Source organism: Arthrobacter sp. ov118 (assembly GCF_900116495.1).
Taxonomy (GTDB): domain Bacteria; phylum Actinomycetota; class Actinomycetes; order Actinomycetales; family Micrococcaceae; genus Arthrobacter.
The window spans coordinates 35,136-57,714 of sequence record NZ_FPAY01000009.1 but is presented as its reverse complement, the minus strand read 5'-3'; the positions used below and the strand labels follow the sequence as shown (position 1 = coordinate 57,714).

The window sequence follows — 22,579 nt, the reverse complement described above, 5'->3', positions numbered from 1 at the left end:
GCCTGCACGAGGGCGGGGGCGGAACTAGTCGATTGCCGCCATGAGCTCGACGGCGCGCTCCAGGAACGCGTCAACCTGGCTTTCTTCGTAGCCGTCCGGGCCGACGGCGGGGCGGAAGACGGCACGCCGGACGTTGTCAACGCTCAGCGGCTGGTCCTCCTCGAGGTAGCCGATCAGCTCTCGGCAGAGATCGTCAACGTCACTCGTGTTGTAGCTGCGCACCTTGGCCTTGGACGGGCGCCGGAAGCGCTGGCCGTCCGGGCGGTGCAGACGCCCGCGCAGGACACCCGCCAGCCTGCCGATTTCGCGCAGCCATGCCTCCTCGCCGCGTTCGGCAACCAACTCGTCGCGCTCCCGCCGGGCGAGGGCGTCTTCCAGCCGGTCCAGTGCAGCGTCCACGCCGGCTGCAGCATAGCCGCCCTTGACGGGATCGAAGGAGACGGCGCGGACATCGGCGCTATGGATAGACCGCCCGGCCGAGCTCGGAGCTTCGAATGACACCCGTGCGCGTTGCAGAAACTCGTCAACCTGCCTGGCGTTGTAGCCATACTGGTTCCGCTGCACGCGGTCAAAAGACGCAGGAATTTGCCGTTGAATGTCCACTGTAACTTTGTTCCTTCGATGCCGTTCGGCTGGTTTGCTCGGCACCATTCTAGGCGCCGGAAAGGCTAATCCGGGATGCACCTAGCCACCGGCGACCACACCGGCCACGGCCGAAAACAGGATGAACGCCGTCGGCGCGGCGAAAACGATCGAGTCCAGGCGGTCCATGACGCCTCCGTGCCCGGGGAGAATGCTGCTCATGTCCTTGATGCCGAGTTCCCGCTTGACCATGGACTCGGCAAGGTCCCCCGCAGTGGCGGCCGCCACCATGCCGACGGCAAGGACGACGCCGACCCACCAGGGACCGCCCAGCACGAAGACCGAGGCGAGGACGCCGATGATCACGGCGCCGGCGATGGAGCCCGCGAAGCCTTCCCAGGTCTTCTTCGGACTGATCTTGGGTGCCATCGGATGCTTGCCGAGGGATGCGCCCACAAGGTAGCCGAAGGTGTCATTGGCCACCACCAGCAGCAACAGCGTTGCGATCTGCCAGGCGCCCGGCGGAATTACGCCGTCGGGCCACAGCCCGATCGGTGTCTCGCCCTCGGGCGTATGCAGCAGCAGCCCGGCGAAGCTGATCAGGAACGGCACCCAGGACAGGGTGAAGACCCCGGCGAAAATGCTGCGCGCCGATCCGGCGGCGCCTTCAATCGTTCGCCACAACAACACGGCCACGCTGCTGATCAGCATGACAAAAAGCAGGCTCTCGAGGCCGCCAAAATAGGCGGCGAGCGGCATCGCCAACGTGCCGACCATCACCGGGACAATGGGCAGACGGGTGCCTGCGGCCTCCAGCGCACGGAAGATTTCCCAGACGCCGAAGACCGCGAAGGCCGTGGTCACCAGGATGAAGCCGAGCGGGAGAAACAGCAGTCCGCCGAGGACCGCCACGAGCATGCCAAGCCCCACCACGGTGGCAGCGGGCAGATTCCGGCCCGCTTTCGGTGTCGGGTTTTCTCGTTGCGTCCCCCGCCTCCGGGCGCGCGGCCCGGAGGCTTCCTGTGCCTGATTCATCAGACCTCGAGCAGCTCAGCTTCCTTGCGCTTGAGCAGCTCGTCGATGCCGTCCACGTGGGCCTTAGTGATGGCGTCCAGTTCCTTTTCACCGCGGGCGCCCTCATCTTCGCCGGCTTCGCCGTCCTTGACGAGCTTGTCCAGGGTCTCCTTCGCCTTGCGGCGGATGTTGCGGATGGACACCTTCGCGTCCTCGCCCTTGGACTTGACGATCTTGACGTATTCCTTGCGCCGTTCGCTGGTCAGCTCGGGAATGGTGATCCGGATGACGTTTCCGTCGTTGGAGGGGTTGGCGCCCACCTCGGAGTCGCTCAGGGCGCGCTCAATGTCGCGCAGCGCCGACTTGTCATACGGGGTGACAAGGATGGTGCGGGCATCCGGGACCGCGAAGGAGGCCAGCTGCTGCAGCGGCGTCGGGGTGCCGTAGTACTCGACAATGACTTTGTTGTACAGGCCAGGCGTCGCGCGGCCGGTCCGGATCGAGGCGAAGTCTTCCTTGGCTACCTCAACTGCCTTGTCCATCTTGTCCCCGGCTTCGAGCAAGGTTTCTTCGATCACGGTCTCTCCTCCAAAATTTGTGCACCTCGGCGGCCGGGGCGCGGCACGATCTTGTGCGCCTGTGTCTTCCGCCTGGCGCCTGCGTCTTCCACCTGGCGGTGGAAGGTCCTGAAAACATCCTAGCCGTAGCCAGGGGATGACAGCGCTAGGGGGTAACTACGGTGCCCAGGTCTTCACCGCGGATGGCACGGGTGACGTTGCCCTCGCCTTCCATGCCGAAGACCACCATGGTGAGGTTGTTGTCTTTGCACATGGTCATCGCGGTCTGGTCCATCACGCGGATATCGCGGCGGAGGGCGTCGTCGTAGCTGAGGCGGTGCAGCTTCTCCGCCGTCGGGTCCTTCTTGGGGTCGGCGGTGTAGACGCCGTCGACGCCGCTCTTGGCCATCAGGACGACGTCGGCGTGGACTTCCATGGCGCGCTGGGCCGCTACGGTGTCCGTGGAAAAGTAGGGCAGGCCGGCGCCGGCGCCGAAGATGACAACCCGGCCCTTTTCCATGTGGCGGATCGCACGGCGGGGAATGTAGGCCTCGGCGACCTGGCCCATGGTGATGGCACTCTGCACGCGGGTTTCCACTCCGGCCTGCTCCAGGAAGTCCTGGAGCGCGAGGCAGTTCATGACGGTGCCGAGCATGCCCATGTAATCGGCCCGGGAACGGTCCATGCCGCTCTGGGACAGTTCGGCGCCGCGGAAGAAATTGCCTCCGCCGACGACGATTGCGACCTCGACGTCGGGGACCGCGGCCGCGATCTGCTTGGCCACGCCACGGACGGTATCGGGGTCAACGCCCAGCTTCCCGCCGCCGAAGACCTCGCCGGAGAGCTTCAAGAGGACGCGGCGCCTGTTCTTCTTTGGCTGGGCTGAAGTGGTGACGGTTTCCATGGTGCCTTCCCGTTGGTGAACTCTGAGTTAGGTTATCGTGCTAGGGCCCGAGGCGGCATTTCGGCCGTGACCTGGCCGCCTCGTGCGTGCACGCAAAAGGGGTGGCCACCGTGGTGACCACCCCCTCAGCGTGTCTGACTATTGTCTGACCGGTGTCCGATTAGGAACCGACGCGGAAACGCGCGAAGGCGGTTCCCTTGACGCCGGCCTCTTCGAGGACCTGCGCCACAGACTTCTTGGCATCCTTGGCGAACGCCTGGTCAACGAGGACCTCGCCCTTGTAGAAGCCCGTAACGCGGCCTTCCACGATCTTGGTCATCGCAGCTTCGGGCTTGCCCTCGGCCTTTGCGGTTTCCTCGGCGATGCGGCGCTCGGACTCAACGAGCTCGGCCGGAACGTCCTCACGGGAGAGGTAGTTCGGAGCCATGGCGGCGACGTGGACGGCAACATCGTGGGCGGCGGTGGCAGCTGCTTCGCCCTCACCGTCGACAGCGAACAGGACGCCGACCTGGGCCGGGAGGTCCTTGGAGGTCTTGTGCAGGTATGCGTCGACCGTAGCGCCCTCGATGCGGGAAATGCGGCGGACAACGACCTTTTCGCCCAGAACGGCGCCCTCTTCGACGACGACCTCGGACAGCGGCTTGCCGTCGACGTCGGTGGCCAGCAGGGTCTCGAGGTCGGCAGCGCCGGACTCGACGGCCACGGCCAGAACCTTGTCGGCCAGCTGGATGAACTTGTCAGCCTTGGCGACGAAGTCGGTCTCGCAGTTGACTTCGATCATCACGCCGACGCCGTTGGCGACCTTGGCAGCAACCAGGCCTTCAGCGGTGGAGCGGCCTTCGCGCTTGGTGGCGCCCTTCAGGCCCTTGATGCGGATGATCTCGATGGCCTTCTCGGCGTCACCGTTGGCTTCGTCAAGAGCCTTCTTGACATCCATCATGCCGGCGCCAGTGCGCTCGCGCAGAGCCTTGATATCAGCGGCAGTGTAGTTCGCCATGTGAACCCCTCTGTCTAGAAATTTATGTGGTGTACGGACCGACAGGACGGCTGCTCACCGAGTGAGCGGCCATCCTGTCGGTACCCCCTGCGCCGCAGGCAGGTGCATGCAGCATGAGGGGAGATCCAGATTTACTTGTCTGCCTACTTGGCTTCGTCAGCAGCCGGAGCTTCGTCGGCAGCCGGAGCAGCCTCAGCGGCGGGTGCTTCTTCAGCGGCCGGAGCAGCCTCAGCGGCGGGAGCTGCAGCAGCTTCGGCCTTGTTGCCTTCGAGGAGCTCGCGCTCCCACTCAGCCAGGGGCTCTTCCGGAGCTTCCGTGGTCCCGGTGGCGCGCTGGTTACGGGCGATGAGGCCCTCAGCAACGGCGTCGGCGACAACGCGGGTCAGCAGGTTGACGGAGCGGATGGCGTCGTCGTTACCCGGGATCGGGAAGTCGACTTCGTCAGGATCGCAGTTGGTGTCCAGGATGGCCACAACCGGGATGTTCAGCTTCTTGGCTTCGTCGACAGCAAGGTGTTCCTTCTTGGTGTCAACGATCCACAGCGCGGACGGCGCCTTGGTCAGGTTGCGGATACCACCGAGGTTGGTTTCCAGCTTGGTCAGTTCGCGGCGAAGGAGCAGCAGTTCCTTCTTGGTGTAAGCGGAACCGGCGACGTCGTCGAAGTCGATCTCTTCCAGTTCCTTCATGCGCTGGATGCGCTTGGAGACGGTCTGGAAGTTGGTCAGCATACCGCCGAGCCAACGCTGGTTGACGTACGGCTGGCCAACGCGTGTGGCCTGCTCAGCGATGGCTTCCTGCGCCTGCTTCTTGGTGCCGACGAAGAGAACGGTGCCGCCGTGTGCAACGGTGGCCTTCACGAACTCGTAGGCACGGTCGATGTAGGACAGCGACTGCTGCAGGTCGATGATGTAGATACCGTTGCGCTCCGTGAAGATGAAGCGCTTCATCTTCGGGTTCCAACGGCGGGTCTGGTGTCCAAAGTGGACGCCGCTGTCAAGCAGCTGGCGCATAGTTACGACGGGCATGCCGACGCTCCTTCCGGCAGGTCATTCATGAGAGAGCCCATGGCGCTCTTACCCTGCCAATAGTTGACGGTTGTTTAGCAATCACCCGGGGCGGGCACTGCTCCTGGCATCCACTGCGCTTCCCATCCTCGCCAATTGGCGCGGACCGCAGGAGGCGCAGTCCTCCGCACCGAAGTTTCAAGGCTTCTGATAAGGAGGGCTGGATACGCGTAGTCAGCCGCTGCTCCCCCGCACCCCTGAATGAGGCGTGCCGGCTTGGCAAATCACGAGAATGAACATGCATGCACGTTGATGAACAAGCGTGAGGGCACAGCAAACTGCTCCACCAAGTGTACTACAGCGGCCCTGTCCCGAAGGACCGGTTTCACCGGGCCGCGGGGCAGGAATCCGGGACCGTTCCTCCGGGCTGCAGGGCAGGAACCGGGACTGCTTTTCCGGGCGTCGGGGCAGGAATTCGGGACAGCTTTCCCGGGCCGGTTGGCAGGCAACCGGGACTGCTTCGGGCTGGTTCAGCGCCTTCCCCGACGCCCGGAGCCGCGACGGAGGCTTATCCACATAGCCTTCGTGGGTGGTTCCGGCCGACGTACGGCCGCGGCAGTCTGGAGTCATGAAGATCCCCACCTGCCTGGCCGCATTACTCCTGGCCCTATCCCCCACCGCCCCCGCTTCCGTGCCCGTATCGACGCCGGCCGCCAAGGCAGTGCCCGCCGCAGAGGCCGGGCCAGTCCCGGCACCCACTTGGAGCTGGCCGCTGGACCCCCGGCCGGCGGTCTTGCGCACGTTCGATCCCCCGGCCAAGCCATGGCTCAGCGGTCACCGCGGTGTCGATCTGGAAGCAGCCAGCGACGGCGCCGCACTCCTCGCGCCGTCGGCCGGGAGGGTGAGCTTTGTCGGTGTCGTGGTGGACCGGCCAGTTCTCACGATCGATCACGGCAATGGTTTGCGCAGCAGTTTCGAGCCGGTGGCCAGCGCCTTGACAGTGGGGTCCGCTGTGGCCGAGGGCGACGTCGTGGGGCAGGTGCAGCCGGGCCACTGCGGCCGCGCGCCTCCCTGTCTCCATTGGGGCGTGCGCCGCGGGGACGAATACGTGAACCCGCTGGCGTTCGTGATGGATCTGCGACCCTCAGTCCTACTGCCTCCACTGGAGACGAATATGAGGGGGTGAATTAGACGATCGCAGAAACTCCCGTGATGGCCCGGCCGGTCACGAGGGTGTTGATTTCATGGGTGCCCTCGTAGGAGTAGATGGCTTCGGCATCGGCAAACACCTTCGCCATCTCAAAATCCGTGACGATGCCGTTGCCGCCGAGGATGCTCCGGCCCAGGGCCACGCTTTCGCGCATCCGCGCAGTGGTAAACGCCTTGGCCAAGGCGGACTGCTCGTCCTTGGCCTGGCCGGCATCCTCCAGCTGGGAAAGCCGCACCATCATGCCCATGGAGCTGACCACGTTCCCAAGAATCTGCACGAGCTGGCTTTGGATCAGCTGGAAGGAGGCGATCGGGCGGCCGAACTGGCTGCGCTCAACGGCGTAGCGCCGGGCGACATCGAAGGCAGCGAGCTGTTGGCCAACCGCCTGCCAGGCCACAGCGAGGCGGGTCACCTTAAGGACCTTGTTGGTGTCGCGGAAGCTGTTGGCGTTGGCGAGCTTGAAGAAGTCCGGCACCACCACGTTCTCTAGCGTTATGTCGGCATTCTGAACAGTGCGCAGCGAAATCTTGTTCTCGATCTTCGAGGCGCTGTACCCCTCGGTTTTGGTGTCGACGAGGAATCCCTTGACCTGGTTGTCGTCGACGTCGCGGGCGTAGATGACCACCCAGTCGGAGAAGGTGGCGTTGCCGATCCAGCGCTTGGCTCCGTTGAGGATCCAGTTTCCGCCGTCGCGGCGTGCCGTGGTACGCGTGCCGCCGGCGACGTCGGAGCCACCGAGGGGTTCTGTCAGGCCGAAGGCGCCGATCTTTTTGAGGGAGTAGATGTCCGGGAGCCACGCGTCCTGCTGCTCCTGCGAGGCCAGCGCTTCGATGGAGCCCGTGAAGAGCCCGTCGTGGACGCCCATGAATGTGGCGATTGACGTATCCGCCCGGGTGGCCTCGGCATGCAGGATTCCCGCGAAGAGGTTCGAGTAGCCCTGCCTCCTGACCGGGCTGACCAGGTCAATGTCGGCGAGCTTCGGGAGCAGCTCCATCGGGAATTCGGCGCGGTTCCAGCAGTCGACGGCGATCGGCCTGACCTCGCGGGCAAGGAACTCGCGGACTTCGGCCAGCCTGTCCTGTTCCTTGGCACTGAGAAGCTGTTCGAACGCGAAGAAGTCGCCGTCGGCGTACGGCAGGTTCTGGATGTCGATTGCGGCTCTGGACATGGTGTTCCTCCACTCGATCAGCGGCGACCAAAGGACGGGGGCTTCGCGCCTAGATATGTTACTGATCAGTAACATATCGCACGTTCCGGGGCCCTGCAAGCACCGGCACGCACGAAAAAGCGCGCCCACGAAAAGGGAGCCGCGGCCGACGTCGCTCGTCAGCCACGGCTCCCGTGGGTGCACCCCCCCGAGAGGAGGATCGCAAAGAAATGTAGGGCTACTCGGACTTGAACCGAGGACCTTAGGATTATGAGTCCCGCGCTCTAACCAGCTGAGCTATAGCCCCCTGCGCGCGGAGCCAGACCTGGCCCACGGCGGGCCGGACTGATTCCGGGCAAAAACACTCTAGCAATAGTAGACGCATCCCGCGTGCAGGCGGCCCCGGCCGCGCGCAGTTTCAGGCGTTGGCGCCGGCCTGTACGGCCCCGACCTGTACAGCACTGGCCTGCGCGGTGGCCTGCACAGGTGGCGTGAGCTGGCGGCCTGCACAAGTGGTGTGAGCTGGTGGCCAGCACAGCAGCGGCGAAGCTGAAGGCGGACCGGATGCTGGCCGGCTAGACGACGAGGTCGTCGTAGCTGGCCCCGCGGTAAATGTCCTCAAAGGTCTGCAGCGTGCGCTTAAGGCTGTGGATCTCCACCATTTCGCGGCTGGTCTTCCCCATTGCAAGGCGTTCGTCGTCGGGTAGCGAGAACACACGTGTCAGCTTGTCGGCAAGGTCATCGCTGTCGTTGGGCGTGAAGAGGTAGCCGTTCTCCCCGTCTCGCACCAGGTGGGGCAGTGCCATGGCGTCGGCCAACAGCACCGGCGTCGAGGCAGACATGGCCTCCAGGGTCACGAGGGACTGGAGTTCTGCCGTGCCCGGCATGCAGAACACATCCGCCGCGATGTAGGCCTGGCGTAGCTCGGCGTCGCTGGCCAGGCCGAGGAAACGGACTCTGTCCGTCAATCCGAGCCGGGCAACCTGGGCATCAAGGGCCGGACGGACTTCCCCGCCGCCGACGATTTCCAGGTGGATGTCTAGGTCCTTGGGCGTCTTGGCGACGGCGTCGATCAGCACGTCCACATGCTTTTCCTCGGCCAGCCGGCCGGCGAAAAGGACAGTCGGGCTGTCGTGGGGTTCCACGGTTTCGTCCGGACGCAGCTCGTAGGCGGCAGCGTCAATGCCATTGGAGAGGGGCAGCACCTTGCGAAGGAAGGCGTGCTGGTGCATGGCCTTGGCGGCGAGCGGCGTCGGAGTGGTCACGACGTCGGCCTGGCCCATGACCTTGCCCATGTCCTTCCAGGAGATCCGGCCGATGATGTCTTTTAACCACTGCGGGAACGGAAGGAACGGGTTCAGGTTTTCCGGCATGAAGTGGTTCGTGGCCACCACCCGGATGCCGCGCTTCACGGCCTCGTAGAGGACGTGCTCGCCGATCATATAGTGGCTCTGGATGTGCACGACGTCGGGTTGGACGCGGTCGAACAACAGCCCGATTTCCTTTTTGATCTCCCAGGGGAAGGTGACCCGGAAGTACTCGTGGGTGGGCACGGAATGGGAGCGCAGGCGGTGCACAGTGGCCTCGTCGCTGAACTCGCTGAAGCTGGGGCCCTTGCCCGGACGGCACGCCACGACGTGCACGTTGTGGCCGCGGGCAGTCATCCCCTTTGCCAATCGGTAACCGAACTGGGCGGCTCCGTTGACGTGGGGCGGGTAGGTGTCAGCGGCAATCAGGACGGTCAGCGGGGGCTGGGTGTCGGACATGGTCACGTGAGGAGCTCCTGGTGGTCACTGTGCGAACAGCTGGATCGAAGGCGGCCGACCCTCGGCGCAGGCGCGCCGGGCCGATAGCGGAAGTCTGGACTGACGCCCTAGGACCTGCCCACGGCCTTGCGCGCATCCTTCTTGCGCTTGGTAACTTCCGGGTGGTGCCTGGAAAGGGCTATCACTCCCACGATAGCAAGGGATGCGGCGGTCCCCATGGCTATGGCCATGACAGCTTGGACATCGGGACGCAGTTCTCCCAGAATCACGATGCCGATCGCGATGCCCACAATGGGATCGATCACCGTCAATCCGGCAATCACGAGATCCGGCGGTCCATTGGAGTACGCGTTCTGCACAAACCACGATCCCAAGACGCCCGCAGCCGCGATCGCCACCACGCTGTACCACGGCACATTCAGCAGGAACAGCCCGTTCGAGTCCAGGAGGTGCCTGCCGATGATACGGGTCAGGACCGCCACAAAGCCGAACAGAACCCCGGCGCCCAGGATGTAGACGAAGGCGCTCATGCGGTGCCGGAACAGGAGGGCGAGCGTGCCGAAGAGCCCCACCGCCAGGGCCAGGAGAAGGACGATTGTCAGCTCGTCGGAGGCACTGACATTGTGGTTCTCCTGGGTCACGTTGACGGCCAGCACCACGAACAAGGCCGATCCGGTCACGCACGCCGAGATCGCCACCACTGTCGCCCGGTTCATGCTCAGGCCTTGGTCCTTGGTGTTGACCACCGTGGTGATGACCAGGGCAATCGCGCCGATCGGCTGCACCACCGTCAAGGGGGCCATGACAAGGGCCACGGCGTTCATCGCCATCCCGACGCAGAGCAGCAGGAGCCCGAATACCCAGCGCGGATTACGCGCGAGCCGAAGCAGTCCGTGCGTGTTCAGGGCCAGCCCGCCGGTATCGGCTTTGACCGCACTGCCTTGGCGCTGCGCGCCGAAGGCCAGGCAAAAGGCACCAAGTACCGCCAGCAAGACCGCAAGCCAGACCATTAGCGGGAGCCGCCGTCGTGCGCCCGAAGCTGCCTGCCCTTGCCGATGATGGCCCAGACGTAGTTGTAGGCCGCAATCCAGTGCCCCACCAGTCCCAGGCCCAGGAAGATCCACGCGAACGTCAGGTAAACGTCCGCGGCGGGCACCGGAAGTTTGGACAACACCAGCAGCGGCGTACCCACTAGCAGCAGGCCGGTCCGGACCTTTCCGACGCGGCTCACCGGCAGGTCCGGGTGGCCGTGGAAGTAGAACAGCGATAATCCCAGCAGGACGGCGTCCGGGACCAGTAACGCGACGAGATACCACCACTCCACGACGCCGGCGATCACCAGGGTCACGGCCACGGCGATCAACGAAAGCCTGTCGGCAATGGGGTCCATTACCCGGCCCAGTTTGGACATCTGGTTGAAGCGGCGGGCAATATAGCCGTCCACCCAGTCGGTGCCGGCCATGATGGCGAGCACGAGCGCACCAGCACCGTACTGGCGCTCCGCAAGGACGAGCCAAATGAACACGGGAACGCCGAGAAAGCGCACCACGGTCAAGATATTGGGAACCGTAAAGACCGCATCGCGGTGGACCAGGGGCTGCCCGGGGCGGGCACCAGCACCGATGAACTTCATCGATTACCCCTTTCCGCAGACAGCAACGGTTTGGTGTTTGGGTTCAGGGGTCTGCCTAGCCCTTGAGGAGCCTGCGCAGGAGAACCGCAAGGGCGGCCCCCGACGCTGCCAGCACCGCAAGAGGCTTCCAGCGCTCCTTGACCTGGCCGGCCAGGACCTGCCCGTCGACGCTTGGCAACTGCGAGGAGCGGGCCGCGAGGGCCGATCGGAAGCCCGCAGTCTTCGCCTTAAGCCGCTCCACGGCTCCGTTGAGCTGCTCGATAACGTCCTGCAGCCGTGCCTGGGCGGCGGCCAGCAGGACCCGGGCCTGGGTCTTGATGTCGAGTTCGCGGCCGAGGTCCTCACGCACGCCGGTAAGATGCGTACGCCGCTGAGCGAGCCGATACAGGAGTTCAGCCTCAGTGGGGGGCGGCCCGAAGTCGGGCTGGGCGGCAGCCTTGGCTTCTTTTTCCGCCTTCGCCTTGGCGGCTGCGGCTTCCTTGGCAGCCTTCGCGGCCTTGTACTGGTCGGAGTTCGGGTCCAGGACGGCCGGGTCGAACGCGGAGCCCTCCTTGGCGATGCCGAAATCGTACTTGAGTCCCCGGATCGTCTCCTCGGGGACCAGCGGCATGACCTTCATGAGCTTGTTCCGCCCAATGAGAGCGCCGATTGCGGCGATGATCAGGCACACGCCACAGACCAGCAACGCGGCGAGCCATGCCGGCATGATGGTGGCCAGACCCATGATCGCGGCCACGACCAGCCCGATCACCAGGAACAAAATGAAGACCAGTGCGACGGCAAAGAAGGCACCGGCGACGCCGAGCTGGGTCCCCTTGCGCTTGATCTCGGCCTTGGCCAGGGCAATCTCGTCAGCGAGCTGCCGGGGCGCCAGCTTGGAGATCGTCTTCAGGGTCTTCGGCAGCGCCGAAATGCGCAACCTGCTGCCTGTCCCGCCGCTGTGACGTCCGCTCATCGGTCCCGCCTAACTGGTGCCATCCGTCGTTCCGCTTCCGCGGGCTTGCCGGGTCTGGACAGCTTCGCACAGACCCCGGTGTCAAAACTACCATTTCGGCTGTTGGGAGCACCTTTGGGACAAGGTGTGGCGCGCCCGCGCCGCCGCCCTCCGGCCGCCCCGGCGGGCCCTAGGATGGACCTCTGTGACTACACCCCCCAATCCCGGTGATTCCCTGAGCCGCCGTCGTAAATTTCTCTACATCTTGACGCTCGGCGCTTTGACTGCCCTTGGGCCATTCACGGTGGATCTCTACCTCCCCGCATTCCCGTCGCTGGAAGAGAGCCTGGGCGTTTCCGAGGCCGCAGTGCAGCTGACGTTGACCGGGACCACCGTGGGTTTCGCGCTGGGACAGCTGGTAGTGGGACCGCTGAGCGATAAGTTCGGCCGGCGGCTGCCACTGATCCTGGCGACGGCGGTTCACATCACGGCCTCCCTGGGCGCAGCCCAGTCCACTGATATCGCTGCGCTGGGCTTCTTCCGCGTCCTCATGGGCATTGGCGCCGCGGGTGGCGGTGTTGTTGCCATGGCCATGGTCCGCGACCTCTTCAGCGGCTACGCGATGGTGCGTATGTATTCGCGCATGGCCCTAGTCAACGGCCTGGCTCCGATCCTCGCCCCCGTCATCGGCTCCCAACTGTTGCTGCTGGTGCCGTGGCCCGGCATCTTTTTGTTCCTGGCGGCCTACGGGACGTGCGTCATCATTGCAGCCGTGTTCGTGATCAGGGAAACGCTGCCCCGGGAACTGCGCGGAAAGACCGGACTGACCGCGCGCCAGCGCTACAAGGTACTGTTCGCCGATCGGATCTTCGTGGGCCTGCTCCTGGTGGGCGGCATGAACTTCGCGGGCCTCTTCACCTATCTCTCCGCGTCACCATTCCTGTTCCAGAACGTCTACGGCTTCACGCCCCAGCAGTACGGCCTGCTGTTCGGCATCAACTCCCTCGGCATCGTGGCCGGCGTCCAGACCAGTGCGCGGCTCGTCAAGCGGGTGCCGCCGCAATGGATTCTGGCCTGCTCCACCGCCTGGATGTTCCTCATGGCCGTGCTGATTGTCGTCTTTGACCAGCTGGGATTCGGGCTGTGGGGTGTCCTGGTGCCCCTGTGGTTTTACATTCTCGGCGCGGGCTTCACCTTCCCCACGGTTCAGGTGCTGGCGCTGGCCAAACACGGCGCCCAAGCCGGAACAGCCGCATCCCTGCTCGGTGCCGCGACATTCCTCATGGCAGGCCTGATCTCGCCGGTGGTCGGCTGGCTCGGCGTCGAATCCGCAACCCCCATGGGCGCGGTCCAGGCCGTCTGCATTCTGCTGGCAGCCGCCGCGCTCTGGCTCGTCGTCCAGCCCAGGACAGTCCCGCCGATCCAGTAGGTGCCCGGCGCCTCCGCAGGGACATGTCCTTTCCTCGCGCCCGCCCCGTCGGGACATGTCCATTCCTCGCGCGAACTACGTTCGGACATGTCCATTCCTCGTGCCCACGACCGGGCATATTGGCGCTATGTCCACGGGCCAAGTCCAGCGCTGAGCATGTCCTCCGGCCACCAGGCGCGCGGAGCCACCGTGGGGACATGTCCATCGCTCGCCGTTTGGGTGGGAGATCTCCGTCCCTCGCGCCAACTAGGTTGGACATGTCCATCCCTCACGCCAACTAGGTTCGGATATGTCCATCCCTCGCCGCTTGGGTGGGAGATGTCCACCCCTCGCGCCAACTAGGTTCGGACATGTCCATTCCTCGCGCCCTGGGGTGGGCGCAAAGGGACTATGTCCACCGGCAAGGCCCAGCAGTGGGCATGTCCAGCTGGGTGCCGCACAACCGCCTCGACCGCTCGGGCCGCACCCTGGCACATGCGCACCCTGTTGGACGTCCACGGCGGGAGATAAAGTTGTTTCATGCCCCACCGGCAGGAACCTCAGCCCCTACCCGCCACGTGGCAGCGGTGCGACACCGGAATCCTGCCCCTGTGGTGGGACCGCTTGTGCAGTCAGACCAGCCCACAGTCGGCGGCCATGTACGCCGCCGGCCTGTTCACTGAGGACCGCCGCCGCCCGATTGCCCAGTGGTACAACCCGGGCTCCGACTCGGCCCTCCTGGTGGCGCCGGAGACCTCCCCGGAATGGCCGGTGCAACGCTTCGGCATCTTCTATGCACCCCCGGGCGCCGGGTTCACCCAGGTGCATTCGGCGCCGCACGAATGGCATCCGCGCGAGCCGCGGAAGTCGCCCACCGAACAGGAGGCGTTCGAGGCCGCCGTCGCCGAGGCCCAACGCTTCTTGCAGGTGGAAATGTACTTCGTTTGAGCCCGGGCGGCCCGGACCCCGCGCCGTTCCGCGGACCTTCCGACGCTGGCTGAGCCCCTCCAGGGTTAACGAACCCAACGGGAGACCCGACGAGACCCAACAAAAGATGAGACCCAACAAAAAAGGTCCCGCGGCTGGTTTTCACCGGCCGCGGGACCTGTCCGCTCCTCCTGCTGGACTTGAACCAGCAACCCTTCGATTAACAGTCGAATGCTCTGCCAATTGAGCTAAGGAGGAATGAAGCAGGTATGACATTAGCAAAGGTTTTGCCGGTAGGGAAATCGGCCGCGGAACCAGGTCCGGCCCCGGGGCGGATACCCCCTCCGGGTATAAAAAAGTCCCCGTTCCGGAGGCCCGGAACGGGGACTGCGCGCTCCTCCTGCTGGACTTGAACCAGCAACCCTTCGATTAACAGTCGAATGCTCTGCCAATTGAGCTAAGGAGGAATGAAGCGGGTATAAGCCTAGCAAACACCGGCCCTGGAAATGAAATCGGCGGCTCAGGCGTCCGAACGCAGGGACCTCCGCTGCATCTCCAGCTGCATGAGTTCGCGGTTCAGCCGCTGGAACTCCTCGGGATCGGCCGAGGCATCCAGGCGCTGCAGCTGGCCCATCTTCTCGGCCTTCACCCGGGTGATCTGGAGCTCGAAAAGGCGGGCCAGGATGTCCCTGCAGTAGCGCTGGGCACCCTCGGGCGTGCTGGCAGGCAGCGGCACCACGGCGAGTTCGGACACGAGCGGCCGCAGCGGTTCCGGAACCTCCTGCAGCAGTTGCTCCACCCAGCGTACCGGGTCCCCGGTGGCCTCGAGTCCGGTGGCGCGGATGGCCTCGTGGATGGCGAGGTAGGCAGGCGTGGAAAGCCGCGATTCCGAGAAACGCTGCCACGTCTCGCCCTCCAGCATGCGCGGTTCCTGCAGCACCACTTCGAGGGCCTGGCGCTCCATCGCCGCAACGGGGTCGCGCGGGTCGGGCCGGTTATAGGACGGAAGAACGGCCGACGGCGGCAGGGGGGCAACGCCGGGCCCAGGCCCCGCGTAGCCGCGGCCGGATGCGGCGAACCCCTGGCCGCTCCCCGGTCCCCGGCCCTGCCCGGCGCCCTGGCCGCTCCCCTGGCTGCCGCCCGGACCGCCCGCTGAAGCCTGCGCGGCACGCTTGGTGGCCACCCCGACAGCCCTGCTGACTTCCTCTACCGGCATTCCCAGCCAGCCAGCCAACTCTCGGGCGTACGCCGGCCGGATGCCGGCGTCACGGATCTGCGCCACCACCGGCGCTGATTCGCGCAAGGCCGCGATCCGGCCCTCGACGGTGTCCAGGTTGTGCCGTTTGAGCGTGGCACGGATGGCGAACTCGAACAGCGGGCGGCGGCTGGAGATAAGATCCCGGACCGCGGAGTCGCCCTTGGACTGGCGGAGCTCACAAGGGTCTGCACCGGTTGGCTCCACCGCCACAAAGGTTTGGGCGACGAAGCGCTGGTCCTCTTCGAAGGCGCGCAGCGCCGCCTTCTGGCCGGCGGCGTCGCCGTCGAAGGTGAAGATTACCTCTCCCCCGCTGCCGTCATCGGACAGCAGCCGGCGGGCGATTTTGATGTGATCGGCGGCGAAGGCGGTGCCGCACGTGGCTACCGCCGTCGGGACCCCGGCCAGGTGGCAGGCCATGACGTCGGTGTAGCCTTCCACCACCACCAGCTGGCGGTCCTTGGCGATGTTTCGCTTGGCGAGATCAATCCCGTAGAGGACCTGCGACTTCTTGTACAGCGCCGTCTCGGGGGTATTCAGGTACTTCGGGCCCTGGTCGTCCTCGTAGAGCTTGCGGGCGCCAAAACCGATGGTGTCGCCGGCGATGTCGCGGATGGGCCAGATCAGCCGGCCGCGGAAACGGTCGTAGATCCCCCGGCCACCTTCGGAGAACATGCCCGTGAGCTTGAGTTCGGCATCCGTATAGCCGCGGCCACGCAGGTGCTTGAGCAGCGCGTCCCAGCCCTGCGGGGCATAGCCCACCCCGAACTGTTCCGCAGCCGCCCGGTCAAAACCCCGGCCGTAGAGAAAGTTGCGGCCCTCCGCCGCGCCCGGGGTCAGCAGTTGGGCACGGAAGAACTCGTCGGCCACCTTGTGGGCGTCCAGCAGCCGCTGACGCCGGCCGATGTCCTCCCGGTTGGGTCCGGAACCGCCGTCCTCATAGTGGAGCTCGAAGGCGATCCGATGGGCCAGCTTTTCCACTGCCTCGTGGAAGGAAATGTGGTCCAGCTTTTGAACGAAGGAGATGACGTCGCCGTCCTCGCCGCAGCCGAAACAGTGGTACCGGCCAACCTGGGGACGCACGGTGAAGGAGGGCGAACGCTCGTCGTGAAAGGGGCACAGGCCTTTGTAGGACCCCAGCCCGGCTCCCTTGAGCGTCACGTAGCCGTCGACGACTTCCTTGATGTCGGTGCGCTGGCGTACTTCGTCGATGTCTTCGCGTTTGATCAGGCCGGCCACAGTGCCATCCTAAGCCCCGGGTACGACGCCGGCCGGGCGGCTATGGTGTCCGTCACCACAGCGACGGCAGGCTGCCCACGAGCCGCTCGTACATGGCCAGCGCGGAGCCGTCGGTCAGCGACGCGACCTGGTCGATCACCACCCGCAGCCGCGCGGCGTCGTCCGCCGCGTCGAGCCAGTCGGCCGCGAACATCGGTTCCAGGTGGCGGTCCCCCGAAGCGCTGAGCGCCGTGACCAGGGCATGCAGGACCTCCCGCTGGCGCTCGTAGACGGGCTGGCGGTGCTCGGTGGTCATGACGAACGTGGTGGCGAGGCCCTTCATCACCGCGATTTCCATGACGGTCTCATCCGGGACGATCAGCTCGGCGTGGTAGCGGGTGAGGTTTGCCGGCCCGTAGACAGCACGGGTGGCCTCCAGTGCACTCTGGCAGAACCTGCCGATGAGCTGGCTGGTCATGTCCTTGAGCGCCGCCATGGCCTTCCGGCTGCCGTCGGCCTCCCGCACCCAGACGCTCGTAGCCTCGAGCCGGGCCAGGGCGGCGTCGATCGCGGCGGGGTCGTTGTGCGGCAGGTACCACTGTTTGGCGTAACCGACGACGCGGGCACGGTGGTCGGGGTTGTCCATCCAGCGCAGCTGGAAATGGCCTGCCACGATCGCGTCCTCGACGTCGTGCACCGAGTAGGAGATGTCATCCGCCAGGTCCATGACCTGCGCTTCCAGGCAGGACCGGCGCTCCGGGGCACCGTCGCGGATCCATTCGAAGATGGGGAGGTCGTCTTCGTAGGCGCCGAACTTGCTGGTCCGCTCCCCGTGGATGACGGGCGCGTTCACGGCCGACCACGGGTACTTGGCGGCGGCGTCGAGACTCGCGCGGGTCAGGTTCAGCCCGGCCGGGCGGCCGTCAGGGGCCAGGACCTTTGGCTCCAGCCGGGTCAGCAGCCGCAGCGTCTGGGCGTTGCCTTCGAAGCCGCCGATTCCGTGGGCCACCTCGTTGAGGGCCGCTTCGCCGTTGTGGCCGAAGGGCGGGTGGCCCAGGTCATGGCTGAGGCAGGCGGTGTCCACGACGTCGGGGTCGCAGCCGAGCATCCGGCCGAGTTCGCGGCCCACCTGGGCCACTTCAAGGCTGTGGGTGAGCCGGGTCCGGACGAAGTCGTCAGTATCCGGGGCGACCACCTGGGTCTTTGCGCCGAGCCGGCGCAACGCCGAGGAGTGCAGGACCCTCGCACGGTCCCGCTCGAAGTCCGAACGGTAGGTGCTCTTGGCCGGCTCTTCGACCCACCGGGCGGAGTCCCGGAAGGTGTAGCCGCCCAGGACGGGCGCGGTGGTCCGGGTCTCAGCCACCGGAGACGTCCAGCTCGGCGAAGGAGATGTCGCGCGTCTGCTCGGCATCCAGGGTGCGGTTCAGCAGCCAGTCCTTGGGCAGTGCCGGCTTCTTGGGCGAGCCGGCGCGGCCGCGCGGGCCCTCGGCGTCGACCCCGGGGTAGGGCGAGTCGAGGTCGAGCTGGTCAAGGGTCCCGCGCAGCACTTCCAGGCTGGTGACCAGGGCCAGCTGGTGGCGCAGCTCGCTTCCCACCACGTAGCCCTTGAAGTACCAGGCCATGTGCTTGCGGATTTCGCGCAGGGCCTTGCCCTCGTCCCCGAAAGTCTCGACCATGAGCTCAGCGTGACGGTACACGCTTTCGGCCACCTGGCGCAGATCCGGCCGGTACCGCTGCTCGCTGCCTTCGAACGCGGCCATGAGATCCCCGAACAGCCACGGCCGGCCCTGGCAGCCGCGCCCGACGACGACGCCGTCCACACCCGTTTCGCGCACCATCCGGACCGCGTCTTCGGCGGACCAGATGTCACCGTTGCCGAGGACGGGGATGTCCGGAAGCGCCTCACGCAGCCGGGCGATGGCGGACCAGTCGGCCTGGCCGGAATAGAACTGTGCCGCCGTGCGGCCGTGAAGGGCGACGGCGGCGACCCCGGAATCGCGGGCGATCCGGCCGGCGTCGAGGTACGTCAAATGGTCATCGTCGATGCCCTTGCGCATCTTGATGGTCAGCGGAATGTTGCCCTTGGAGGCTTCCTTGACGGCCGTCTGGACGATCGAGGTAAAGAGGTCGATCTTCCACGGCAGCGCCGAGCCGCCGCCGCGCCGGGTGACCTTGGGGACGGGGCAGCCGAAGTTAAGGTCAATGTGGTCCGCGTGGTCTTCCTCGACCAGCATCCGGACGGCCTGACCGACGGTCACGGGGTCCACACCGTAGAGCTGGACGGAACGGACTTTCTCGTCGTCGTCGTGGGAAATAATGCGCAGCGACTCCGGCGTGCGTTCCACGAGCGCGCGCGAAGTGACCATCTCCGCCACATACAAGCCGCCGCCGTATTCACGGCACAGCCTGCGGAAGGCGGAGTTGGTGATTCCCGCCATGGGGGCCAGGATCACCGGGGTGTCCACGGTGATCGGACCCAGCTTCAGGGGCGGGAGTTCCAGCTTGGGGGCGGGAGGCGTTGCTACAACAGTCACCCGACCATTGTCTCAAAGACGGGCAAATCGTCCCGATCCCGCTCCGGCTATGTGGAAACATGCGGTTATGCGGAAACATTCGGCCCCTGCCGGATGCTGCGTCAGCCGCGCAGCGCTGCCCGCCGCCCGCGGCGCGTGGCGGCCTCTGCACCGGCGTCGTCCCGCCCTGCCCAGGCGGTGCCGTCCGCCGAGTCCCCGTCCACGGATGCGCTGGCCGGGGAGGCGGCGCCGTCCTCGGACCGCCCACCCCGGGCCATTGCACCTGCGAGCGCCGCCGCACCCGGGCCCAGCGCGCGGACCTCGGTTCCGGCGCCCTTGACCCCGCGGCCCTCGGTTCCGGCGCCCTTGACCCCGGTGGCTTTGACCACGAGCACGGCGACGAGGGTTGTAACAGGAACGGCGAGGACGAGCCCCACGGAACCAACAAGCGTGCGGATGACCTCCTCGGAGAGTTCGGCGCTGGTGAGGGCGTCACCGAGCGGCCGTTCGTAGAGCATGACCAGGATCAGGACGGGCAGGGCCGCACCGGCATAGGCAAAAGCGATGGTGTAAACAGTGGAGGCAATATGGTCCCGGCCGATCCGCATCGCGGACGCGAAGAGCTGCCGGGCGCTGGTCTCGGGGGCGAGTTCCCACAGTTCCCAGACCGCAGACGACTGCGTGATCGTGACGTCGTTCAGCACGCCAAGCCCGGAAATGATCAGTCCGCACAGGATGATGCCGGAGATCGAGATGTGGTCTGAAATGTTGGAAAGCGTGGCGGCGTCGTGGCTGCCCACCCCGGCGAGGTTGGCCGCGTCGGTGGCCCAGGCCGCCAGCAGAGCCGTGATGGCGAGGCCGAACATCGTCCCCAGCAGCGCTGTCGAGGTCCGGGCTGAGAAGCCGTGGGCAAAATAGAGCACCCCGATCATGATCACGGTGGACCCCACGAGCGCCAGGAGCAGGGGCGGTTTTCCTTCGACGAGCCCGGGCAGCATGAACGAGACCAGCACGACGTAGGCCCCGACCAGCCCGATCAGGGCCCGCAGGCCGCGCCAGCGCGCCACCGCGATCACCACAACGGCGTAGAGCACGGCCAAAAAGATTATTGGCAGCGTCCGGACAAAGTCGACAAAGACATAGGCCGGCGCCCCCTGGTCGGCGGACGCGCCCTGGGCCTTGGAGAGGTTCAGATAGCGGATATTGTCCCCCGGTTTCACCCCGTGGGATTTCGCAACGTCAGGGTTGATGACCACCTTCACCGGGTTGCCGCCCTTGTCCGGTTCGGTGTAGGCGAAGGTACATTGCGAGCCGTCCTGCGGGGGTGGCGCTGCGGCGTCGGCACCGGATGCGCCCTGCTGCGCGGGGTCGCCGCTCGCCGAGGCATCCGAGCAGCTGCCGACGACGACCCGCTGGATCTTGCCGGTGTCGAACGTCACGCCCGGGGCCGCCGCGTAGGGGCTGGCTAGCGTAAGGCCTTCCTTGCTTCCCGACGGCCACAGGAAGGCCATAGCCGCCAAGGTCAACAGCGTCAGCGGGATGAGGACGGCGGCCAGGATCCAGTTGGCCTTCTTCCGCGCCGCGAGCATCCGCGGTGTCGGCTCCGGATTTTCGGTATGGGAATGCGAGTGTCCGGCGCCCATCAGCAGTTCAACCTCATGCGGAAGACTTTACGTCGTGGGCGGGGCCCGTCCGTGCAGAGTCCACGCAGATGAAGACGCCCACGAGCACAAAGGCGTCGCTGGGGCCTGGAGCAGGCGGGGAATGTCCGCCCGGAGGTTACCCCGGAGGGCGCACATCCGCCGGGGCGCCGGCTCCGAATCCACACTAGGCAGCACCCGCCTTGACGGGCAGGGGCCGCGACCTAGTGTTGGTGGTAGACAGACGATGGACAGGAACACGAGTGGCCATGCACAAACCAGACGACCGCGAACCGGACCACGGCCGTTCAGGACCTGCCGCCAAGGCCGTGCTGACCGTAGCGAAGGCGACCGGGCAGACCCGCGGCGTCGCACTCATCCTGCACGGCGGACGGGCGGACAGCTACGATCCTGTCCGCGGCCGCCACCTGAGCCCCGCCCGGATGCTGCTCTTTGCCCAGGCGCTGAAGAACCAGGGCGGCCGGCAGGGCCTGGCCGTCTGGACCCTGCGGAACAGATACCGGGGGTGGAACGGGAAGGACAAGTCCCCCGTTCAGGACGCCCGCTGGGCGCTCGCCCATATCCGCCGTGATCATCCCGGGGTGCCTGTGTACCTGCTGGGCCACTCGATGGGCGGCCTGACGGCACTGTCCGTCGCCGACGATCCCCAGGTCAACGCCGTCGTCGCCCTTGCTCCCTGGCTCAGCGCCGGGACGCCGGTGGAACCCGTCGCGGGCCGCCGGCTCCTGATCGTCCACGGTTCCGAAGATCGCTGGACCAGTCCGCGCAACTCGCTCGGGTACGCCCGCCGGGCCACGGGTATCGCCGCCTCCGTGGACTACGTTTCCCTCAAGGGTGCCGGCCACTTCATGATCCGCCGTGTTCCGTTGTGGAATGCGCTGACCACGGGCTTCATCCTGAACGCCTTCGGCGAGGCCACAGGAGCCGACGTCGCCGCCGCCACGAAGACCTTGCACCGCATCCTGCCCGCGGCGGGAACACGCATGCCGGTGGTGTTGTGATGCCGCCGTTCCCCCTGGAAGCCTTCCTCGCCAGCCTGCCGTGGGTCATTGCAGGCATTGTGGCGCTGCTGGCGCTGACTTTCGCGGTGGCCGTGCGGCAGCACCGGCACTCGGTCATTGACACCGTCTGGGGCCTCGGCTTCGTGGTGGTCGCCGTCGTCTCGTGGGCGCTTTCGGCCGGATACGGCGACGCCGCCCGCCGGCTGCTGCTGTTGGTCCTCGTCGCGGTGTGGGGCGTCCGCCTCGCGGTCCACATTGGTGTCCGCGCCCGCGGTGGCCACGAGGATCCGCGCTATGTGGACATGCTCGCCACGGCACCCGGATCACGTAACGCCTACGCCCTGCGGCGGGTCTACCTACCGCAGGGCGTGGTGATGTTCTTCGTTTCGCTCACCATCCAGGTCGGCATGTTTGCCACCGCAAACCTGGGCTGGCTGGCGTTCTTCGGCGTCCTGGTGTGGATCCTGGGGTTTGTGTTCGAGACAGTCGGGGACTGGCAACTCACGCAGTTCAAGGCCGATCCCGCCCGTCGCGGCACCGTCCTCAACACCGGGCTGTGGCGTTACACCCGCCACCCGAACTACTTCGGCGACGCCGCCGTCTGGGCGGGTCTCTTCCTCGTGGCCGCCGATTCGTGGCCCGGCGTCCTGACCGTCCTCTCCCCCGCCGTGATGATCTGGACGCTCGCCGGTAAGACGGGGAAGCCGCTGACGGAAAAGGCGATGTCCGCGCGGCCCGGTTACAAGGAATACCTCGACGCCACCTCCGGCTTCCTGCCGTTGCCGCCGCGGCGCGCGCGGACCAGGCACCGATAAGCCCGGCTTCCGCAATCATCTTGACTAAACTCC

General features: G+C 66.0%; 20 protein-coding genes and 3 tRNA genes. 5 read left to right on the top strand and 18 right to left on the bottom strand.

What is annotated here, in order from left to right; all coding sequences use genetic code 11:
• Positions 1 to 24: 24 nt before the first annotated feature.
• The 6 genes from BM372_RS15660 to rpsB all read right to left on the bottom strand — a co-directional run bounded on the left by BM372_RS15660 (position 25) and on the right by rpsB (position 5,079).
• Positions 25 to 651, bottom strand: a complete 627-nt coding sequence (locus tag BM372_RS15660) for a DivIVA domain-containing protein (protein WP_090956382.1) — start codon at positions 649 to 651, stop codon at positions 25 to 27.
• Positions 652 to 684: 33 nt separating this feature from the next.
• On the bottom strand, positions 685 to 1,617 hold the full coding sequence (locus tag BM372_RS15655) for a phosphatidate cytidylyltransferase (protein WP_090956381.1): 933 nt from the start codon (positions 1,615 to 1,617) through the stop codon (positions 685 to 687).
• Positions 1,617 to 2,174, bottom strand: coding sequence for a ribosome recycling factor (gene frr / locus BM372_RS15650; protein ID WP_090956380.1), 558 nt, complete (start codon positions 2,172 to 2,174; stop codon positions 1,617 to 1,619). Before frr ends, BM372_RS15655 begins: the two co-directional genes overlap by 1 nt.
• A gap of 145 nt (positions 2,175 to 2,319) precedes the next feature.
• Positions 2,320 to 3,057 (bottom strand): UMP kinase, encoded by a 738-nt coding sequence (gene pyrH / locus BM372_RS15645; RefSeq protein WP_018774549.1) that lies wholly within the window; start codon positions 3,055 to 3,057, stop codon positions 2,320 to 2,322.
• Between the two features lie 160 nt (positions 3,058 to 3,217).
• The gene (gene tsf, locus BM372_RS15640; protein WP_090956379.1) at positions 3,218 to 4,054 is read right to left on the bottom strand and encodes a translation elongation factor Ts; all 837 of its coding nucleotides are present in this window, start codon (positions 4,052 to 4,054) and stop codon (positions 3,218 to 3,220) included.
• 143 nt (positions 4,055 to 4,197) lie between these two features.
• Positions 4,198 to 5,079, bottom strand: a complete 882-nt coding sequence (rpsB, locus tag BM372_RS15635) for a 30S ribosomal protein S2 (protein ID WP_090956378.1) — start codon at positions 5,077 to 5,079, stop codon at positions 4,198 to 4,200.
• Positions 5,080 to 5,686: 607 nt separating this feature from the next.
• Between rpsB and BM372_RS15630 the strand changes: the two genes are divergently transcribed.
• Positions 5,687 to 6,244: a M23 family metallopeptidase gene (locus tag BM372_RS15630; protein WP_090956377.1), complete on the top strand. Its 558-nt coding sequence runs from the start codon at positions 5,687 to 5,689 to the stop codon at positions 6,242 to 6,244.
• Position 6,245: 1 nt separating this feature from the next.
• Here BM372_RS15630 and BM372_RS15625 read toward each other — a convergent pair whose 3' ends face one another.
• The 6 genes from BM372_RS15625 to BM372_RS15600 form a co-directional block, all read right to left on the bottom strand.
• Entirely contained in the window at positions 6,246 to 7,436 is a 1,191-nt protein-coding gene (locus tag BM372_RS15625; protein WP_090956376.1) for an acyl-CoA dehydrogenase family protein, read from the bottom strand.
• Between the two features lie 212 nt (positions 7,437 to 7,648).
• Positions 7,649 to 7,722, bottom strand: a tRNA-Ile gene (locus BM372_RS15620).
• Positions 7,723 to 7,990: 268 nt separating this feature from the next.
• Positions 7,991 to 9,187, bottom strand: a complete 1,197-nt coding sequence (locus tag BM372_RS15615; RefSeq protein WP_177236036.1) for a glycosyltransferase — start codon at positions 9,185 to 9,187, stop codon at positions 7,991 to 7,993.
• 101 nt (positions 9,188 to 9,288) lie between these two features.
• Complete coding sequence (locus tag BM372_RS15610; protein WP_090956375.1) at positions 9,289 to 10,191, bottom strand: DMT family transporter; 903 nt, start codon at positions 10,189 to 10,191, stop codon at positions 9,289 to 9,291.
• Positions 10,191 to 10,814 carry a CDP-alcohol phosphatidyltransferase family protein gene (locus tag BM372_RS15605; protein WP_090956374.1) on the bottom strand — a complete coding sequence of 208 codons (624 nt, stop codon included), beginning with the start codon at positions 10,812 to 10,814 and terminating at the stop codon, positions 10,191 to 10,193. The genes BM372_RS15610 and BM372_RS15605 overlap by 1 nt, the downstream gene beginning before the upstream one ends.
• 55 nt (positions 10,815 to 10,869) lie before the next feature.
• Positions 10,870 to 11,769, bottom strand: coding sequence for a phage holin family protein (locus BM372_RS15600; protein ID WP_090956373.1), 900 nt, complete (start codon positions 11,767 to 11,769; stop codon positions 10,870 to 10,872).
• Between the two features lie 184 nt (positions 11,770 to 11,953).
• Between BM372_RS15600 and BM372_RS15595 the strand changes: the two genes are divergently transcribed.
• Positions 11,954 to 13,177, top strand: coding sequence for a multidrug effflux MFS transporter (locus tag BM372_RS15595; RefSeq protein ID WP_090956372.1), 1,224 nt, complete (start codon positions 11,954 to 11,956; stop codon positions 13,175 to 13,177).
• A 519-nt stretch (positions 13,178 to 13,696) separates the two neighbouring features.
• Positions 13,697 to 14,104: a hypothetical protein gene (locus BM372_RS15590; RefSeq protein WP_090956371.1), complete on the top strand. Its 408-nt coding sequence runs from the start codon at positions 13,697 to 13,699 to the stop codon at positions 14,102 to 14,104.
• 164 nt (positions 14,105 to 14,268) lie between these two features.
• Here the strand turns inward: BM372_RS15590 and BM372_RS15585 are convergent.
• From BM372_RS15585 to BM372_RS15560, 6 genes are all read right to left on the bottom strand, one after another.
• Positions 14,269 to 14,341 (bottom strand) — tRNA-Asn (locus tag BM372_RS15585).
• A gap of 136 nt (positions 14,342 to 14,477) precedes the next feature.
• Positions 14,478 to 14,550: transfer RNA gene (locus BM372_RS15580), tRNA-Asn, on the bottom strand.
• A 53-nt stretch (positions 14,551 to 14,603) separates the two neighbouring features.
• The gene (gene dnaG, locus BM372_RS15575) at positions 14,604 to 16,577 is read right to left on the bottom strand and encodes a DNA primase (RefSeq protein WP_090956370.1); all 1,974 of its coding nucleotides are present in this window, start codon (positions 16,575 to 16,577) and stop codon (positions 14,604 to 14,606) included.
• 52 nt (positions 16,578 to 16,629) lie between these two features.
• Complete coding sequence (locus BM372_RS15570) at positions 16,630 to 17,919, bottom strand: deoxyguanosinetriphosphate triphosphohydrolase (protein WP_090956369.1); 1,290 nt, start codon at positions 17,917 to 17,919, stop codon at positions 16,630 to 16,632.
• Positions 17,912 to 19,090: a tRNA dihydrouridine synthase DusB gene (gene dusB, locus BM372_RS15565; protein WP_090956368.1), complete on the bottom strand. Its 1,179-nt coding sequence runs from the start codon at positions 19,088 to 19,090 to the stop codon at positions 17,912 to 17,914. The genes BM372_RS15570 and dusB overlap by 8 nt, the downstream gene beginning before the upstream one ends.
• A gap of 101 nt (positions 19,091 to 19,191) precedes the next feature.
• Positions 19,192 to 20,712, bottom strand: coding sequence for a YibE/F family protein (locus BM372_RS15560; RefSeq protein WP_090956367.1), 1,521 nt, complete (start codon positions 20,710 to 20,712; stop codon positions 19,192 to 19,194).
• Between the two features lie 266 nt (positions 20,713 to 20,978).
• Here BM372_RS15560 and BM372_RS15555 point away from each other — a divergent pair, with 266 nt between their 5' ends.
• Together BM372_RS15555 and BM372_RS15550 are read left to right on the top strand one after the other, a co-directional pair.
• Positions 20,979 to 21,731 (top strand): alpha/beta hydrolase, encoded by a 753-nt coding sequence (locus tag BM372_RS15555; RefSeq protein WP_090956504.1) that lies wholly within the window; start codon positions 20,979 to 20,981, stop codon positions 21,729 to 21,731.
• The gene (locus tag BM372_RS15550) at positions 21,731 to 22,546 is read left to right on the top strand and encodes a DUF1295 domain-containing protein (RefSeq protein WP_090956366.1); all 816 of its coding nucleotides are present in this window, start codon (positions 21,731 to 21,733) and stop codon (positions 22,544 to 22,546) included. The genes BM372_RS15555 and BM372_RS15550 overlap by 1 nt, the downstream gene beginning before the upstream one ends.
• Positions 22,547 to 22,579: the final 33 nt, after the last annotated feature.